Raw genomic sequence first — 16,283 nt, forward strand, 5'->3', positions numbered from 1 at the left:
ACGGGAATGCACGGGTAACAAATGTATTTCACGCCACCTTTCCACTTGATTATGCCCCCATGCTTCGTGGGGTAGCCGATATCCGCATAACGGACGCAACGTGATGGATTTGCATTACTCTTGTTGGCGTCGGCAGGCGTCCCTTGGCGGGACGATTTGAGCCGTATCTTCACATATACCAAGATACGGCCGAAATCGTCCCGCCAAGGGGCCGCGTCCCGCGTTGTGAGCACCCCGACCACGGTGTGGGGCCTGGCTGTCGTCGGGCCGATGGTGACGGCGACGACGGGCTCCGGCCTCGTCCCCCACGTTTCGGAGGTCTCCCAATTCTGGCTGTTGACGATGTCGGCGGCCTCCTTCTTCCTCTCCCTCTTCCTTGGCGTGGCCGTGTTCGCCTCCGCTTATCACCACCACTGGCGGGTCGAGCCGTTGCCGCTGGCCGCGAGCGCGAGCGCCTGGATCCCGCTTGGCATGGTGGGCCAGTCGACGGCGGCGGCACAGGCGATTGGCGCGCAAGCGAAATACATGCTGCTGCCCGATTACGCGGACAGCGCGCAGGGGGTGGCCAACGCCTACGGCTGGTTCATGCTGGTGGCCGGAATCCCGCTGGTGGGGTGGGCCACGGCGATGACGTTGCGCGGCTTTATTCGGCGCATGCCGTTCGCGCCGGGCTGGTGGGCGTTGACGTTCCCCATCGGCACACTCGCCCTCGGCGCGACGCTGCTCGCCAACGGAACCGGGATCGGCGCCCTCCTGGGGCTGGGTGCTTTTGGCACGCTCGTGCTCGTGGGCACCGTGACGCTGTGCCTGGTCGCATCCGTCCTGTCGATCGCCCGACGCGGCATGGCCTGGTGAACGCGGTGGCCGGCCGCTCTCAGCCCGCGCCTCGGCCTGTCCGGGCGCGCGCAATTTGAAGTGGGGCGCCCGCAAAGCGACGATAGAGGGATGAAGATTATCGACGGTGGGCGCGGCAGGCCGGCGCTGGAGCGCGTCCACGACGCCGTCATGGCCGCCCTTCGCACGTGGCTGGCCGGGGGCGACCCCGAACCGCTGTTCGTGGTCGCCCCCGGAACCGACCGGCGGGCCGTGGCCGATGAGATCGCCGGTTTTCAGGCGGAAGGCTTTCCCGTCCCCGCGGGCACGGGCCTGCTCATGCGCACCTCCGGCTCAACCACCGGGCAGGGCAAGATCGTTGCCCTGTCATGGCAGTCCCTCACAGCCTCCGCCCACGCGACCCACGCCGCCTTCGGCGGGCCTGGCCGCTGGGTGTGCCAGCTTCCCCTCGACCACATCGCCGGATTCCAGACCGTCGCCCGCGCTTGCCTCGCCGAGCTCGAAGCTCTCGCCGCCGGGGCCACCCCGCAGCGCGCGGCGGCGCTGCGCCCGGCCTACATCAACCTCGCCGAGCCGGCTGCCATTCGCGGCGCGTTGCGCCCGGCCGGCTCCGCCCCGGATGGCGCCGAGCCAGTGCCTACCTACCTCTCCGTGGTCCCCACCCAGTTGCGCCGCATCCTCGCTAACCCTGAATTGACGGGGGCCCTTCGTGGGGCGACCGTGCTGGTCGGGGGCGCGGCGGCGGACACGGTTGTGCTGGACGCCGCCCGCGCCGCCGGCCTGACGGTCCACACTTCCTACGGCATGACCGAGACCTGCGGGGGTTGCGTCTACGACGGGCGCCCCATCGGCGACACCGAGATCCTAATCGACGACGGGCGGATCGCCCTGCGCGGCACCGTCGTCGCCACCTGCTATCTCGGCACTGATGAGGGGTTCGACCCGCCGGCGCGCCTGCGCGCTCCCGGCTCCCCCGCCACACACCTCACCCGCGACGCCGGCCGCATCAGCGGCGGCGCGCTCGAGGTCCTAGGCCGGATCGACGACGCCATCACCACCGGCGGGCTCACCGTCATGCCCAGCCTCATCGAGGAGTCCCTGGCGAAGACCGGCCACCGCGCCGTCGTCGTCGGAGTCCCGCACCCGGAATGGGGGGAGGCGGTGGTCGCCGTCGTCGACGACGCGGTCAACGCCGCACAGAGTTGCGACATCACGGTGATGCGCAGCTGGGTCAAGCTCGAGCTGGGCGAGGGCTGGGCGCCCACCTACGTCGTCGGCGTGAGCGACATTGGGGGCCTGCCGATGACGGACTCCGGCAAGGTCAACCGGCGGGCGCTCGCCGAGACCGTCGAAGGCTACCTCGGGTTGTAGAATAGCGAAGGCTGAAAGGCAGGAACACATGGCGACCCTCAACGACTGGCTCGAAGGCGCGCGGATCCGCACGCTCCCCGCGGCGGTTTCCCCGGTCGTGGCGGGATGTGCCGTAGCCGTCTACGAGGGCGGCTTCTCTCTGCCCCGCACCCTGCTCGCCGCGGCGGTCGCACTCTTTTTCCAGATCGGGGTCAACTTCGCCAACGACTACTCCGACGGGGTGCGCGGCACCGACGACGTCCGCAGTGGCCCGCCCCGCCTCACCGGCGGCGGCAAGGCCTCCCCGCAGGTGGTTAAGGCCGCCGCCTTCGTCTGCTTCGCGTTCGGCGCCGCGGCCGGCCTCACTCTCGTGGCACTGTCCGGCCAATGGTGGCTCATCGCCGCAGGCGGGTTGGCGATCCTCGCCGCCTGGTACTACACGGGAGGCAAGCACCCCTACGGTTATATGGGCCTGGGCGAGGTGTTCGTCATGATCTTCTTCGGCTACATGGCAACCGTCGCCACCACCTACACGCAGACTGGCACCGCGCCCTGGATGTCCTGGGTCGCGGGCACGGGCGTGGGGCTGATCGCCTGCGCGCTGCTCATGGTCAACAACATCCGTGACATCCCCACCGACGCCGTCACCGGCAAGCGCACGCTCGCCGTCCGCCTCGGCGACGCACGCGCTCGCTGGGCCTACGTGGCCATGCTCGTCGGCGCGCTAGCCAGCGCCGTCGTGATCGGGATCGGCCACTGGCAGGCCCTCATGGGTTCGATTGCTATCGCCCTCGGCCCGCTCCTCCTGATCCCACCCGTACTCAAAGGCGCCACGGGCCGCGACCTCATTGCCGTGCTTCGCAACACCGGGCTGTTCGAACTGTACTACGCCGTCATCTTGCTCATCTCGCTGTCGGCGTGAGCGCTACAGTTCCGCGAGAAAGTGAACTAGGGTGAAACCGTGCTCAGAGTATTGCCTATCATTTTCGCGGTCGCGCTGATCATCTACACGTTCATCGACTGTGCGCGCACCGACTCCTCCGCCATGCCCGCGAAGATCTCGAAGCCGCTGTGGCTCATCCTCATCGCGCTGGTGCCCGTACTCGGCGCCCTGATCTGGCTCTACTTTAAGTACCAGCACATCTTCACCTCCGACTACCCCTCCCCCTCCTTCGGTGGGCAGAACCCGTTCTCGCGGCCCCAGCCGCCCAAGGGGCCCGTCGCTCCCGACGACGACCCGGAGTTCCTCGCCCGGCTTGAAGCGCGCAACCGGCGTCGGGCCTACGAGGAGCGCATGCGCGAAGAGGGCCGCCTACCCGAGGAGGACGAGCGCCTCGACGACAAGCACGACGAGGATCGCGACGAGGGTGGCCTGTACGGCAACCGCTGAGCGCGGCTAGGAGCTTCTAAGAGTTTGACGCAGGTTGGACTGCCGGAAGCTAGGCGAGCTCCGTAGCCTCGGACGTGCCCGGGACCATGTCGGCTGCGCCGCGCAAGAGGTGCCCCACCGGCTCCCAGTAGTCCAGGGACAGCAGCTGCTTGCCGGCAAACGTGAGCGAGGTGACCGAGCACAGCGAACACTCCCGCTTGCGCGGATCGGAGGCGATGGTCTTGCGCTCCACAAAGCGGCGCATCGTCCAGATCGGCAGCTGATGGGACACGAGCACAGCCTCCCCGCCGCGGGCCTCGTCGATGCCGCGGGCGATCGCCTGCGACATGCGCTCAATCACCTCCGGGTAGGGTTCCCCCCAAGAGGGCTCAAAGGGGTTGACGTACCACGACCAGTAGCGCGGGTGGGCCAGGATCCAGCGATTCTTGTTGACGGCAACGCCCTCGAACTTGTTGTCTGCCTCGATCAGGCGCCGGTCCGTCTCCACGGTCAGGTCAAACAACTCGGCCGTCGGCGTCGCCGTCTCCACCGCACGCTCGAGCGGGGATGCGATGACGGCGCGCACATCGTGTCCAACGAAGGCGAGGGCAAGTTCGTCCGCCATTTCCCGGCCTAGCTCGGACAGGTGGTAGCCGGGGCGACGGCCGTAGAGAACGGCCTCGGGGTTATGAACTTCGCCGTGGCGAACCAGGTGAACCGTCGTAATATCCATGGGCACTATTGTGCCACGGGCTCCTCGGTGCAGCCGACCTTGGCAAAGAGCTTGCCAAGCTCTAGGAACTCCTCAGTGGTGAAATGATCCACGAGGTGCTTGCGTACCGAGTCAACGTGCATCGGGGCCGCGTGTTCGAGCTTGGAAAAGCCCTCCTCCGTCAGGCAACAGATGATGCCACGCCGATCCTCCGGACATCGCGTGCGGCACACGTATCCCACCTCTTCTAGACGCTTGACCGTGTGGGTCAGACGTGAACGAGAGTGGACGAGGTTCTCCGCGAGGTTCGACATGCGCAGCCGGTGATCCGGGGACTCCGAGAGACGCACTAGCACCTCGTATTCGTTAAGAGTGAGGCCGGAATCGTTGACCATATCCTGATTAATCGCCTCCAGCACCCGCGCCTGGCCGGTGAGAAATGCTCGCCACGCCTTCTGCTCCGACTGGTTGAGCCAGTTAGCCATCGTCCTCCACCTCTCGTTGAATCTTAAACGATCCTAACACGGTTGGCGCACTTCCTCCAGAATGCGCATCCTACCCGGGTCGTAAGATATGCACCAACCGGTCCGTTATCCAGGAGTGTCACACCAACAGGGCCCGCGTAGCCCGGCGGGCGTGCTCGGCGGGATCCGGCGCCAAGCGCGGGCGTAGACGCAGTAGATACAAGAGAACCGGCCCTGAGGCCGGCTCACGTCATCGGGAAACCCGACTCACTTCTTGTTACGACGCTGGTGACGCGTCTTGCGAAGCAGCTTGCGATGCTTCTTCTTCGACATGCGCTTACGACGCTTCTTAATAACGGAACCCATAGGTTACCTCCGATCGTTGGCCCGCCAGATACAACTTTGAAAGTCTACAACAGACGGGCAGAACACAAAAATGGCTTAAGCGCCGCGGGACTGTGCTTGATCCATGCCACCCGAAAGGAGCGCGTCAACCGCGGACTTCGGAACCCGGTAGGAGCCCCCAACCCGGACAGCCGGAAGCTCACCGGAATGAATCATCCGGTAGACCGTCATGCGCGAAACCCGCGCCAGATCGGCAACTTCGGCCACAGTCACAAACTGCGGCTCCGAGGGCGGAAATTGCGCCATCCTAGACCGTCCTTGCATCGCCCGAAGGCTCTTATCGAGTGTGTGTATGGGCACGTTGACCCCAGAACTTCGATTTACACCATACCCGATTTTTTCCCAACGAACACCTTCAATCCGCAATTTGAAGGGAAATACTCGCGCTGCGTGCGGCAATTTGATCACACGCCGGCGTAGTGTGGCACGATTGTCGCAGGGATGAAAGAGGAGGTGACATGAGCGCGATCCAAACCGCGACGAGGCGACACCTTGCCTCACGCTTCCGCGAGCGCGCCGATCACCTTGCCCGCCACTCGCCGGCCCGCCTGGCCATGCTCGTCTTCGCCTTCATCATCCTTTTCATCACCTCCCTGCTCCTCCTGCCGTTCGCTACGGCCAACCCCGGCACGGCCACCTTCATTGAGGCGCTTTTCACAGCCACGTCCGCAGTATGCGTGACGGGCCTGACCGTCGTCGACATGGCTTCCCACTGGACGGTCTTCGGGCAGATCGTCGTCGTCATCGGCGTCCAGATCGGCGGCTGGGGCGTCATGACGCTCGCCTCCATCCTCGCCCGCGCGGTTTCCCGTCACATCGGCCTCACCCAGCGCATCCTTGCGGCCTCGGAGCGAAAGTCCCGACTGGGCGACGTCGGCGCGCTGCTGCAGTCCGTCGTCATCACCTCCCTGACGGTGGAGGGCCTGCTCGTACTCGTCATGTTCCCCTCGATCATGGAGGTGGAGGGTACGTTCCTCGGGGCGCTGGGCCACTCGATCTTCATGGCGGTCTCTACGTTCAACAACGCCGGATTCGTCATCATCGGCCCGGACCTGACCCCGTTCGTCGGCAACTGGGCGATCAGCCTGCCCATCATTCTGGGCACGGTGGCCGGCGCGATCGGCTTCCCCGTCATCTACAACATTTCGAGTAACCTGCGCTCCCCCAAGCGCTGGTCGCTACACACGAAGATCACGGTTGTCACTTACGCGGTGCTGTGGCTGGCCGGCATCCTCATGGTCGCGGCGTTCGAATGGAACGGCGCTTTTGCTGACTTCACGACGAACGAGAAGGTGCTCGCGTCCTTCTTCCAGGGAACGACGCCGCGCTCGTCGGGGATGGCGACCGTGGACATCGGCTCGATGTCGGAGGCGACGTGGTTCGTCATGGACGTACTCATGTTCATAGGTGCGGGCTCGGCCTCCACGGGCGGCGGCATCAAGGTCACGACCTTCGCCGTCTTGCTCCTCGCGATTATCGCCGAGGCCCGCGGCGATCGCGACACGGAGGCATTCGGCAAACGCATCCCGCCCGACGTCATTCGACTCGCCATTTCGGCAACCTTCCTCGGCGCCTTCCTCGTCGGGACCTCCACGCTCATCATTCTGCACGAATCCAACTTCCCGCTCTCGCGTGTCCTGTTCGACGTGATCTCGGCGTTCGCCACCTGCGGCCTATCCACCGGGATCACGGCCGACCTGCCCGACTCGGCCAAGCTCATCCTCATCCTTCTCATGTACCTGGGGCGTCTGGGAACGATGACTTTCGCAGCGGCGCTCGCGCTTCGCACACGCCGTCGCGTCATCCGACTCCCCGAAGACCGCCCCATCATCGGCTAAGCGGTAGAAAGAGAACACCATGCCAAACACTTACGCGGACAACGCCACGCTCGTCATCGGGCTGGGCCGCTTCGGCTCGGCCATCGCCGTCACGCTCGACAAGCTGGACAAGGAGATCCTCGCCGTCGAGACGAATCCCGACTTGGCTCAGCAGTGGAGCCACCGTTTCAACGTCGTCGAGGCGGACGCACGCTCGGCGGAGGCCCTCCACCAGCTGGGCGCTGAGGACTTCGACGTCGCCGTCGTTGGGGTCGGCGCCCTGGAGGCCTCGGTTCTCATCACCGCGAACCTGGTCGACATGGGGATCCCGGACATCTGGGCGAAGGCCACCTCGCGTGAACACGGCACCATCCTCAAGCGTATCGGCGCCCATCACGTCGTCTACCCCGAGTACGACGCCGGTCAGCGCGTGGCCCACATGCTCTCCGGGCGCATGCTGGACTACATCGAGATGGAGGATCAGTTCACGATCGTGAAGATGATCCCGCCGCGGGATTTGGTGGGCTTTTCGCTAGCGGAGTCAAACGTGCGCCAGCGCTTCGGCGTGACGGTGATCGGTGTCAAGTCCCCCGGCCAGCCCTTCGAGTACGCCTCGCCGGAGACGACAATCGGCAACGGAGACGTCCTCATCGTCTCGGGCGAGCCCTCCCTGTTGGAGGCCTTCGCGAACAGATTTGTCGGACGGCGTCGATAGCCTTGGGGCATGGCAAAGAATCAGACGTTTAGATGTAGCGAGTGCGGGTGGACCACCGTCAAGTGGGTAGGCCGGTGCGCGCAGTGCCAGGCGTGGGGCACGATCGAGGAGGGCACACCTCCCGCAGGCGCGAAGATCTCCGCCCTTACACCGCGCTCTCCGGCGACGCCGATCACGGAGGTCTCTCAGCAGGCTTCGATCAAGGAGCCCACGGGCGTGCCCGAACTGGACCGGGTGCTCGGGGGTGGGATCGTACCCGGTGTCGTCATCCTGTTGGCGGGTGAGCCCGGAGTCGGCAAGTCTACGTTGCTGCTGGACGTGGCAGCGAAGGCGGCCGAACAGGCCGTGCAGGCGGGGCGCAACCCGGTGCTTTACGTGACGGGTGAGGAGTCGGCCTCGCAGGTGCGCTCGCGCGCCGAACGCATCGGCGCCCTGCACCCACATCTGTTGCTCACGGCGGAGGCGGATCTGGCGAAGATTTTGGGGCACATCGCCGATTCGCGTCCGTCGCTGCTCATCGTTGACTCGGTGCAAACGATCATGGATCCGCATGTGGAGGGTTCCGCGGGCGGGGTGGCGCAGGTGCGCTCGGTGACGTCCACGCTGGTCAACACGGCAAAGTCCTCCGACCTGCCGGTGTTGCTGGTCGGGCACGTGACGAAGGATGGCTCGATTGCCGGCCCGCGTGTGCTCGAGCACCTGGTGGATGTCGTGTGCCAGTTCGAGGGCGATCGCCACTCGCGGTTGCGGCTCGTGCGCGCGGTGAAGAACCGCTACGGTGCTACCGACGAGGTGGGGTGCTTCGAGCTGGTCGACTCGGGGATCGTAGGACTCGCCGATCCGTCGGGGCTCTTCCTCTCGGCCCGGAACCTCACCGTTGCGGGCACGTGCGTTACGGTCACACTCGAGGGGCGTCGGCCTATGCCGGTTGAAGTGCAGGCACTGTCGGTGCCTGCGGCCGGTCCGCCGCGGCGGACCACCTCCGGGGTGGATAGCTCGCGTGTGGCGATGATGCTGGCCGTGCTCCAGTCGCGCCTCGGGGTCCACTTCGAGCGCAACGACGTGTTCGTCTCCACCGTGGGCGGGGCCAAGGCGCTTGAGCCGAGCGTAGACGTGGCGATCGCGCTGGCACTGGCGTCCGCAGCTTCTAATCTTCCCCTGGCCCCGGGCGTGATCGCGGTGGGCGAAGTGTCGCTGACCGGTGAGCTACGTCCGGTGGTTGGGCTTCAGCGGCGCCTAAATGAGGCCGCTCGCCTGGGCTTCCACACGGCTATTCTGCCCCGGACCTCGGAGAAGATCACCGCGCCCGCGGGAATGCGCCTGCGGGCGGTGGACGACGTGGCCGCGGCTGCGCGGGCGGTACTGCCGCTGGACGCGTAGCGTGAAGCAACGGCTTCCGACATCGTGCATGTAAGCCGCCGACTCTCGCCGGGAGTACTATCCCACCGAGTCCAATATTTTGGCAGCACTATGTCTTCAGTGGTTGCGCCGGTCCGCGCTGCTTCCACAAGCGACAACGCCGTCGAGCTCGACTTCGAAGACGACGTGGTGGCCAACGCGAGCTGGGCTCACCTCGGGGCGTCTGAAGATTCGCCGGAATTACTGGATCGCTCGCCGTCGCCGGCAACGCCGTCCGTAGTGTCGGAGCCGTCCGTTGCGCCGGTCACCGCTTTCCCGTCGGTGGAGCCCGCCTCGGGGCCCGCACTGCCGGTCGAGTCGCCTGCGCTCTCGCCCTCATTCGTGACGCTACGCCCGCCCGTCGCCACGCCCGAGCCGCTCAGTTCGAAAACGTAGCCGGACTGAAGGAGCGGGTCGGAACCTAGCAAGATCCGGGCCACGTAGGTTCCAGCGCCCGCGATCGACTTCCCCTGGCAGTTCGCGCCCGCGTTGACGCCGTTCCAGGAAAGGGCCTGCGTGGTGGTCATGCCGGCGTCGAGAAGAAGGATCTTGCTCGCCGGCCCTGAGGAACACACCTGACTGTCATAGACGGTCTGGTCGCCCGAGGTGAGCTGAAGGCGGAGGTCGGCGGCGTCAAAGTAGCAGGGGGCCTCGCCCTTGTTCGTGATCGAAGCGCTCAGCGTGACCTGCTGGCCCGCAGCGCCGCCCGCGCTGTTGACCGCCGTGCTGAGCGAGCCCGAGCTACACGCCACGGGTTCAAACTGCTCGACCGGGTTGACCGGCACGGTGTGCTTCTCAATCTTCGACAGCGCGTACTTGACGGCCACGAACGTGGCTCCGACCGCGAGCAGGATGACGAGGAGGACGGTCAGCAGACGACGCCGGAACGCTGCCCGCGCCGGATCCTTCTGCTTGCGCGGTGACGGGCGGGCGGACACCGGTCGCTTCGCCGACTGCCTGCCGTGACCCGTTCGCCCCGGAGCCGGGCGGCCGCCGCGCACCCCACGCGCCGAAGTGGCCGCGCCACCTCGGGTACGGCGCTTGCCGTCTTCCCGAACCGGGCGCTCGCCGCGGGCCCGCCGCTCGCTACCGGGGACCGCGCGTTCTCCGCGCGCCGCACTCCCGCGCCTCGCGCGCTCGTCGCGGCCTGATCCTTCTCCGCGCGTCGGGCGATCGGCACCACGCCCGCGGCCTGCCTGGGCGCGCCCGCCCGCCGGGCGCGGTGCACCACGACCCGCCTGCTTGCCGCGCTTCGGAGTTTCGTTCACGTCCCTACCGTAGCGGCAATCCCGCGCCGCGGGAGCGATGCGCGCCGGGCGCCGCTATAGTGAGGCCCGTGGCACCCGAACCAGAACTCGCCTACGCGGCCCTGACCCGCTGGTACGCTCAGCATGCGCGCCCGCTACCGTGGCGCGAGACGACGGACCCGTGGGCGATCCTCGTATGTGAGGTGATGAGCCAGCAAACCCCGGTCGCCCGCGTGGAGCCGGTGTGGCGGGCGTGGCTGGAGCGCTGGCCCACCCCCGCCGACCTCGCGGCGGCCTCCCCCGCCGAGGTTCTCATCGCCTGGGATCGCATGGGCTACCCGCGCCGCGCGTTGCGCCTCCAGGAGGCCGCGATCGCCATCGTGGAGCGCGGCTCCTTCCCCACTACCTACGACGACCTTCTCGATTTGCCGGGGGTCGGCCCTTACACGGCGGCCGCCGTCGTTGCCTTCGCCTTCCGTGGCTACAGCATCGTGCTCGACACCAACATCCGCCGCGTGCTCGCCCGCTGGCACGGCCAGGCTCTGCCCGCACCTTCGCAGACGAAGGCCGAGCTCGCCCGCGCGCAAGCCTTCGTCCCCTCAGGCGAACGCGCCTGGCGCTGGAACGCCGCCATCATGGAGTTCGGCGCGCTAGCCTGCACCGCCCGCGCGCCCGCGTGTGAGGGGTGCCCGCTGGCCGCGCGCTGCGAGTGGAACCTCGCCGGTCACCCTGGCGACAGCCACGCCCACCGTCGCCGCACGCAGGCGTGGGAGGGGACGAACCGGCAGGCTCGCGGGAAAATCATGGCCGCCCTGCGCGCCGGCCCGCACGGCTACGAGGACCTCCTGACCGCGACCGCGCTGCCGCCCGAGCGCCTCGGCCCGGCCCTCGACGGCGTCCTCTGCGACGGCCTCGCCGAGCAGGTTTCGGGCCAATTCCGCCTTCCGCTAGCATCGAAGCCATGAACGAACTCAAGCTCGCCCGCGCAGGGGGCGTGCTCGGCGTGCTCGCGCTGAGCATCTTCGCCATCGGTCTGCTCATCCAGATCTCCGGCAAACACGACGCGCTCGTCGCCCTCACCCCGGCGGGCGCGGGCACGGTACTCGTGGTGGTGGGCGCCTACCTGATCGCGCTATCACGACGAGCGGACGCCGACGTCGTCGCCGCAGCTCGCCTCACCCGCACGGCGGCGCTCGTCGCCACCGCTGTCGTGGTTGTCGGCGTGGCAGCAACGGCCACAAGGACGGGAATCATGACGACGATTATCCTCACCCTCGTCGGCCTCCAAGCCCCAATCGGGCTACGGATGGCGGCGAACTTCCTCGCCGGATCCCAGAGCCGCTGAGCTAGGCCGGACCCGCTTCACGAGCCAGCCTGGCCCGCCAGTCGCGCCTCGTCGGGCCCTAAAGTTCCTTGAGCATGCGCGAGTTGCCAAGAGTGTTGGGTTTGACCCGGGCGAGGTCGAGGAACTCGGCGGTGCCGTCGTCGTGGGAGAGGAGTAGTTCGCGGAGGGCATCGGGGCTGACGGGCGCCTCGTCGATACCGCAGTAGCCGAGCCTCGCGAAGAAGTCGACCTCGAAGGTGAGGCAGAACAGGCGACTGATTCTCAGGGTGCGGGCGCGCCCCTCAAGCTCGTTGACGATCGCCTTGCCCACACCGCGCCCGCGAAACTCCTCACGAACGGCGAGCGTGCGGATCTCGGCGATGTCCTCCCAAAAGACGTGGAGGGCGCCGCAACCGACCACCTCGCCGTCGACCTCCGCCACCACGAACTCCTGTAGGTGCTCGAAGTAGTCGATGAGGTCTTTAGCCACGAGGATGCGCCGGTGCGCATAGGGGCTGACGATCTCGTAGATGGCCCGCACATCCCTGGCCGTTGCTGGCCGAATCACCGCTTCGCCCCCTGCGTGGAGCGAACCGCGTACTCGTAGAGGAGGTCGGCGGAGTCCTCGTCGATGATGAGATCCGTGATGAGGCCGGCACGCAGGGCCGCGACGGTGGCGACCACCTTGTCCGAGCCGGAGACGACGCCGATGCGCCGCGGGATTTTGCGCAGATCCGTCGGGGTGGGCCCCGAGGCGCGCGAGTTGATCTCCAGGTCCTCCCAGGAGCCGTCGGCGCGAAGTAGCACCGTGCAGATGTCGCCGACCACGCCCTCCCGGCGTAGCGCGTCAAGTTCCTCCTCGCTCAAGTAGCCACCCGAGTAGACCATGGAGAGGTTCTTCGAGGTGGGAGATCCGATGCCGAACAGGGCGATGTCGGCCCGTTGCTGGATCTCGCGAACCGCGGCGATCGAGCGCTCGCGCCAGAGTGCCTCTCGGGTGGCGGCGAAGTCAAAGAAGGCGGGGACCGCGAAGTAGTGGGCGGAGGCGCCGAAGGCCCGCCCGAAGGCCTCCATGAGTGAGCCGGCGTAGGGCACGCCGCTGGTGGATGCGTTGGCGGCGCCGTTGAGTTGGACCGCGATCGAGCCGCGTGCGGGGCGCGGAACCAGGTGGTCGACGACGGCGGCCACAGTGTTTCCCCACGCCACCCCGATGATGGTTTCGGGCTTCATGAGGTCGGAGACCATGATCCCGGCCACCTGGGCCACGGCGTTGAGTCGGCGCGCCTCGTTGACGCCGAAGGGGACGGGCACGACCTTGGCCCGCACCCCAAACATCTGCGACAGGCGCACCTGCATCTCGCTGGCGGCCTCCTGGGGCGGGTGGATCGTGATTTGGATGAGGCCCTCCTCCTTGGCCTCGGCGATGAGGCGGGAGACGGTGGAGCGTGATACGGACAGTCGGCGGGCGATTGACTCCATCGTCTCGCCCTGGATGAAGTGCATGACGGCCGCCTCATAGGCGGCTAGAGATCGATCTTCTCGGTTCATGTCAGGCCTTTCTTCGGCGTATGTCAGGCACATTCTACATGCGTAATGCAAGTGTTTTCAGATCTTATGCACGGTCGTGCACACTTGGCCAATTTCGCTCTCCAAATCAGTTTTCGCACCACAAGCTGGGAAAAAGGCCGTAGATTGGAAAATAAGTTTCCGCGTAGAAATCGGAAGAACCATGAAAACCATAAACACCGATGTTGTTGTTATAGGTGGTGGAGCAACAGGCGCTGGCGCCCTGCGCGACCTTGCCATGCGCGGCTTCGCTGCCGTCCTTGTCGAGCGTGCCGACCTGGCACAGGGAACCTCCGGGCGTTTCCACGGCCTCCTCCATTCCGGCGGCCGCTACGTCATCTCGGATCCCCACTCGGCCACGGAGTGCGCCGAGGAGAATGAGATTCTGCGTCGCATCCACCCCGATTCGGTGGAGGAGACCGGCGGCCTGTTCGTCGTCGGCCCGCATGACGACCCGGAGTTCTCCACCCGCTTCCTACCCGCCGCACGGGAGACCCACGTGCCGGCCGAGGAGCTCGACGTCGCTGAGGCGTTGCGTATCGAGCCGCGCCTCAACCCTGGCATCCAGCGCGCCTTCCGCGTCCGCGACGGCTCGATTGACGGTTGGGGCATGGTCTGGGGGGCGGTTGAGTCAGCCAAGGCCTACGGCGCCCAGTGCCTGACCTACCACCGGGTCACGAAGATCGAAAACGACGACGGCCAGGTTTCCCAGGTGATCTGCACGAACGAGAAGACCGGCGAAGAGGTGCGCATCAACTGCCGCGCCGCCATCAACTGCGGCGGCCCTTGGGCGGGTCAGATCGCGAAGATGGCCGGGTGCCACGGCGTCGACGTCGTACCCGGACGCGGCATCATGATCGCGATGAATCACCGCCTCGTTAACCACGTGGTCAACCGTTGCATCCACCCCGCCGACGGCGACATCATCGTCCCGGCACACACCGTCTCCATCATCGGCACCACCGACCAGAAGGAAGACAATCCTGACTTCCTCGTGATCCGCAACTCCGAGGTTCAGCAGATGCTCGACTCGGGTGAGGATCTGGTGCCGGGCTTCCGCAAGGCGCGCGCGGTTCACGCGTGGGCCGGCGCCCGCCCGCTGGTCAAGGACTCGCGCGTGGACGCCTCCGATACCCGCCACATGTCGCGCGGCATGTCGATCATCGACCATTCCACGCGCGACGGTGTCAAGGGCTTCTTCACCATCGCCGGCGGCAAACTCACCACCTACCGTCTCATGGCGAAGAACATCGTCGACGCCCTCTTGGAGCAGCTCGACGAGTTCGTCGAGTGTACCACTGACACCGAGGCGGTTCCCTCGAAAGCAGTCCAGACTCACAAGGTCACGGACCGGCTCAAGGAGGCCGAAGCCGACCGCTTCGAGGATCCGATCATTTGCGAGTGTGAGCTGTTGCCGCGCTCCACGATCGAAGAGGAGCTCGCCAAGCAGCCGGAGGCCAACCTCGATGACATCCGCCGCCGCACCCGCCTCGGTATGGGCCCGTGCCAGGGCACATTCTGCGGCATGCGTGCCGCGGGCATCATGCATGAGACCCTCGCCGGCCGGCTCGGCCGCGAGGAGAACGCGGACCGCACGTCGTCGATGCTTCGACTCTTCGTCAAGAACCGCTACTCGGGCCTTGAGTCCCTCATGTACGGCGAGCAGTTGCGCGAGGCCACGCTGAACAAGTGGATCCTCGCCGGCAACCTCGACATCGACCACCTGCCGGCACCGGCCGAGAAGGCCGTGCGTGCCACGGGCGATCTCGAACTCATCCATGGCCGTCCCGCTATGGCACAGGTGAAGGAGAACGAATAATGCGCATCATTGTTATTGGTTCGGGCCTTGCGGGCCTCACGGCGGCGCTCAGGCTTCGCGACGCCGGACATCACGTTGACATCGTCACCAAGGGGTGGGGCGGCCTGCTCCTGTCCTCCGGCACGCTCGATGTCTACGGCTGGGGCAAGGACGGGCACCCGGTCTTAGACCCGTACGCCGCCATCGGTGACCTCGTCGCCGAGGATCCGGGCCACCCGTACGCCGCCATCGGGGTCGACGCCGTGCGCGAGGGCATCGATTGGCTGTGCTCGACCACCGGCCTGTTCGCCAAGGCGGGCAACAACGTGCTCATCCCCACCGCGATCGGAGCGGTTCGCCCCACGGCCGCGGTGCAGAACACCATGGTTCCTTCCCTGATGGAAGACGGGAAGAAGTTCCTGGTGGTCGGCATCCGACAGTTCCGCGACTTCCCCGCGGCCTTCATCGCCGACAACCTCGCCCGCTCCCCGTTGGCGAAGGTCGAGACGCGGGCCGTGACGATCTCCCTCGCACCGCGCAAGCCCGAGGCCGACTCCACGGGCACCACCTTTGCCCGGGCCTTCGATGGCACCGCCGGGCTGGACGGCCCGTCCACCCGCGACGCGCTCATCCACGAGCTACGCGCCCACGTCCGCGACGGCGAGACGGTCCTGCTGCCCGCGATCCTCGGATTCGCTCCCGACGCCTACCAGGAGATCTCCGCCGAGCTAGGCGTGCCGGTGGGCGAAGTGCCGGTTCCGCCGCCCTCGATCCCCGGCCGTCGCATCAACGACGTGCTCATCCAGCTCTGTCGCGACAAGCGGATCGACATATCGCTCAACGCTGAGGTCATCGGCTTCGAGGCGAGCGGCGGTCACGTCACCGCACTTCAGGTTCAGCGTGCCGGCCGCGTCACGACCAACAAGGTCGACGCCGTCGTCTACGCCGGTGGCGGCCTCGAGTCGGGTAGCATTCAGCGCAACTCGTACGGAGAGATCCGCGAGCGAGTCTTCGACCTACCGCTGACGTTCCTCGACGCCGAGGATCCGGAGACGACGGGCGTGACCGGTTCCGTCGTCGTCAACGGCAAGGACATCTTCGGAACCGGGGTCTGCGTCAATGCGGACATGCTCGCGCTCGACGGTGACGCGCCGGCCTACGACAACCTCTACTGCGCGGGCTCGATCATCGGCGGCGCCCGCCCGTGGAGCGAGAAGTCCGGCGAGGGCATCGCGCTTGGCAGCGCCGTTGCCGCCACCCGTGCAATCCTCAGGAGGGACTAAT

Annotated in this window: 18 protein-coding genes; 11 read left to right on the top strand and 7 right to left on the bottom strand. The window is 66.6% G+C overall.

All coding sequences use genetic code 11. From position 1 onward, the window contains the following. Positions 1-225 precede the first annotated feature (225 nt). From J2S45_RS09050 to J2S45_RS09065, 4 genes are all read left to right on the top strand, one after another. Entirely contained in the window at positions 226-855 is a 630-nt protein-coding gene (locus tag J2S45_RS09050; protein WP_307635178.1) for an SLAC1 family transporter, read from the top strand. Between the two features lie 90 nt (positions 856-945). Then, on the top strand, positions 946-2,205 hold the full coding sequence (locus J2S45_RS09055; protein ID WP_307635179.1) for an AMP-binding protein: 1,260 nt from the start codon (positions 946-948) through the stop codon (positions 2,203-2,205). A gap of 28 nt (positions 2,206-2,233) precedes the next feature. Beyond that, positions 2,234-3,106: a 1,4-dihydroxy-2-naphthoate polyprenyltransferase gene (locus J2S45_RS09060; RefSeq protein ID WP_307635180.1), complete on the top strand. Its 873-nt coding sequence runs from the start codon at positions 2,234-2,236 to the stop codon at positions 3,104-3,106. Positions 3,107-3,145: 39 nt separating this feature from the next. After that, positions 3,146-3,574 (top strand): PLD nuclease N-terminal domain-containing protein, encoded by a 429-nt coding sequence (locus J2S45_RS09065; protein WP_270975570.1) that lies wholly within the window; start codon positions 3,146-3,148, stop codon positions 3,572-3,574. Between the two features lie 49 nt (positions 3,575-3,623). Here J2S45_RS09065 and J2S45_RS09070 read toward each other — a convergent pair whose 3' ends face one another. The 4 genes from J2S45_RS09070 to J2S45_RS09085 form a co-directional block, all read right to left on the bottom strand. Beyond that, on the bottom strand, positions 3,624-4,286 hold the full coding sequence (locus tag J2S45_RS09070) for a histidine phosphatase family protein (RefSeq protein ID WP_270975572.1): 663 nt from the start codon (positions 4,284-4,286) through the stop codon (positions 3,624-3,626). A gap of 5 nt (positions 4,287-4,291) precedes the next feature. Further along, positions 4,292-4,750: a MarR family winged helix-turn-helix transcriptional regulator gene (locus tag J2S45_RS09075; RefSeq protein WP_296929170.1), complete on the bottom strand. Its 459-nt coding sequence runs from the start codon at positions 4,748-4,750 to the stop codon at positions 4,292-4,294. A gap of 246 nt (positions 4,751-4,996) precedes the next feature. Further along, complete coding sequence (locus J2S45_RS09080) at positions 4,997-5,095, bottom strand: 30S ribosomal protein bS22 (RefSeq protein ID WP_005504750.1); 99 nt, start codon at positions 5,093-5,095, stop codon at positions 4,997-4,999. A 75-nt stretch (positions 5,096-5,170) separates the two neighbouring features. Beyond that, positions 5,171-5,380, bottom strand: a complete 210-nt coding sequence (locus tag J2S45_RS09085; protein WP_270975596.1) for a helix-turn-helix domain-containing protein — start codon at positions 5,378-5,380, stop codon at positions 5,171-5,173. A gap of 212 nt (positions 5,381-5,592) precedes the next feature. Here J2S45_RS09085 and J2S45_RS09090 point away from each other — a divergent pair, with 212 nt between their 5' ends. The 3 genes from J2S45_RS09090 to radA are packed head-to-tail and all read left to right on the top strand — an operon-like array spanning position 5,593 to position 9,046. Next, positions 5,593-6,972, top strand: a complete 1,380-nt coding sequence (locus J2S45_RS09090; RefSeq protein ID WP_307635181.1) for a TrkH family potassium uptake protein — start codon at positions 5,593-5,595, stop codon at positions 6,970-6,972. Between the two features lie 19 nt (positions 6,973-6,991). After that, entirely contained in the window at positions 6,992-7,666 is a 675-nt protein-coding gene (locus tag J2S45_RS09095; RefSeq protein ID WP_296929165.1) for a potassium channel family protein, read from the top strand. A gap of 9 nt (positions 7,667-7,675) precedes the next feature. Beyond that, a complete protein-coding gene (gene radA / locus J2S45_RS09100) occupies positions 7,676-9,046 on the top strand; it encodes a DNA repair protein RadA (protein ID WP_307635182.1) in 1,371 nt (456 codons plus the stop codon). Between the two features lie 188 nt (positions 9,047-9,234). Here the strand turns inward: radA and J2S45_RS09105 are convergent, their stop codons facing one another. Then, positions 9,235-10,332, bottom strand: coding sequence for a hypothetical protein (locus J2S45_RS09105; RefSeq protein WP_307635183.1), 1,098 nt, complete (start codon positions 10,330-10,332; stop codon positions 9,235-9,237). A gap of 68 nt (positions 10,333-10,400) precedes the next feature. Here J2S45_RS09105 and J2S45_RS09110 point away from each other — a divergent pair, with 68 nt between their 5' ends. Then, positions 10,401-11,276, top strand: coding sequence for an HhH-GPD family protein (locus J2S45_RS09110; RefSeq protein WP_307635184.1), 876 nt, complete (start codon positions 10,401-10,403; stop codon positions 11,274-11,276). Further along, positions 11,273-11,656 carry a hypothetical protein gene (locus J2S45_RS09115; RefSeq protein ID WP_296931304.1) on the top strand — a complete coding sequence of 128 codons (384 nt, stop codon included), beginning with the start codon at positions 11,273-11,275 and terminating at the stop codon, positions 11,654-11,656. The genes J2S45_RS09110 and J2S45_RS09115 overlap by 4 nt, the downstream gene beginning before the upstream one ends. 58 nt (positions 11,657-11,714) lie before the next feature. Here J2S45_RS09115 and J2S45_RS09120 read toward each other — a convergent pair whose 3' ends face one another. Both J2S45_RS09120 and J2S45_RS09125 read right to left on the bottom strand, forming a co-directional pair. Then, entirely contained in the window at positions 11,715-12,203 is a 489-nt protein-coding gene (locus J2S45_RS09120) for an amino-acid N-acetyltransferase (protein WP_296931303.1), read from the bottom strand. Further along, positions 12,200-13,183, bottom strand: a complete 984-nt coding sequence (locus J2S45_RS09125; protein WP_307635185.1) for a sugar-binding transcriptional regulator — start codon at positions 13,181-13,183, stop codon at positions 12,200-12,202. The genes J2S45_RS09120 and J2S45_RS09125 overlap by 4 nt, the downstream gene beginning before the upstream one ends. Before the next feature lie 181 nt (positions 13,184-13,364). Here J2S45_RS09125 and glpA point away from each other — a divergent pair, with 181 nt between their 5' ends. Continuing rightward, a complete protein-coding gene (gene glpA, locus J2S45_RS09130) occupies positions 13,365-15,020 on the top strand; it encodes an anaerobic glycerol-3-phosphate dehydrogenase subunit GlpA (RefSeq protein WP_270975609.1) in 1,656 nt (551 codons plus the stop codon). Next, positions 15,020-16,282, top strand: a complete 1,263-nt coding sequence (glpB, locus tag J2S45_RS09135) for a glycerol-3-phosphate dehydrogenase subunit GlpB (protein WP_307635186.1) — start codon at positions 15,020-15,022, stop codon at positions 16,280-16,282. Before glpA ends, glpB begins: the two co-directional genes overlap by 1 nt. The last annotated feature ends 1 nt before the right edge of the window (position 16,283 follow it).

It is taken from the genome of Trueperella abortisuis, from assembly GCF_030811095.1.
GTDB lineage: Bacteria > Actinomycetota > Actinomycetes > Actinomycetales > Actinomycetaceae > Trueperella > Trueperella abortisuis.